This window comes from Alcanivorax sp. HI0083, assembly GCF_001635175.1.
In genome coordinates this window covers 1-606 of sequence record NZ_LWFX01000676.1, presented here as the reverse complement: position 1 = coordinate 606, position 606 = coordinate 1, and the positions used below count along the sequence as shown (strand labels likewise).

General features: G+C 59.4%; 1 protein-coding gene. It reads left to right on the top strand.

Features of this window, described 5'->3' with window-relative positions:
* On the top strand, positions 1-606 hold a 606-nt coding region (locus tag A3754_RS06725), incomplete at both ends, for an AMP-binding protein (RefSeq protein ID WP_156496861.1).

The following is a 606-nucleotide window of genomic DNA, read 5'->3' as shown; positions in this document are numbered from 1 at the left end:
GGCGTTTGTGGATGCCACCGGCCTGCAGCATCTGCCACAACTCAAGCGCCTGATCTGTAGCGGCGAAGCGCTGGATATGGAGCTGCAGAAAGACGTGTTCGCCAGCCGCAACGATGTGGAACTGCACAACCTGTACGGCCCCACCGAAGCCGCCATTGATGTGAGTTTCTGGCAGTGCCGTTCCCTGGAGAGAGAAGAAAAGGAAAAGCCGGAAGGCGGCCACACCGTGCCCATCGGTGTACCGATCAGCAATATTCAGCTGCATGTGCTGGATACGGACCTCAACCCGGTCCCCCGTGGTGTCCCCGGTGAGTTGTACCTGGCCGGCACAGGGTTGGCACGGGGCTATTTTGCCCGCCCGGATCTGACGGCAGAACGTTTTCTGCCCAATCCTTTCGGTGAGCCGGGCAGCCGCCTGTACCGCACCGGCGATCAGGTGCGGCAACGGGGCGATGGCACCATTGATTATCTGGGCCGCCTCGATCATCAGGTGAAGATCCGGGGCTTGCGTATCGAGCTGGGTGAAATCGAACAACAGCTAAAGCAATTGCCTGAGGTGAATGATGCGGTTGTGGTTGCTCATCACAGTGACGCCGGTGACCAGTT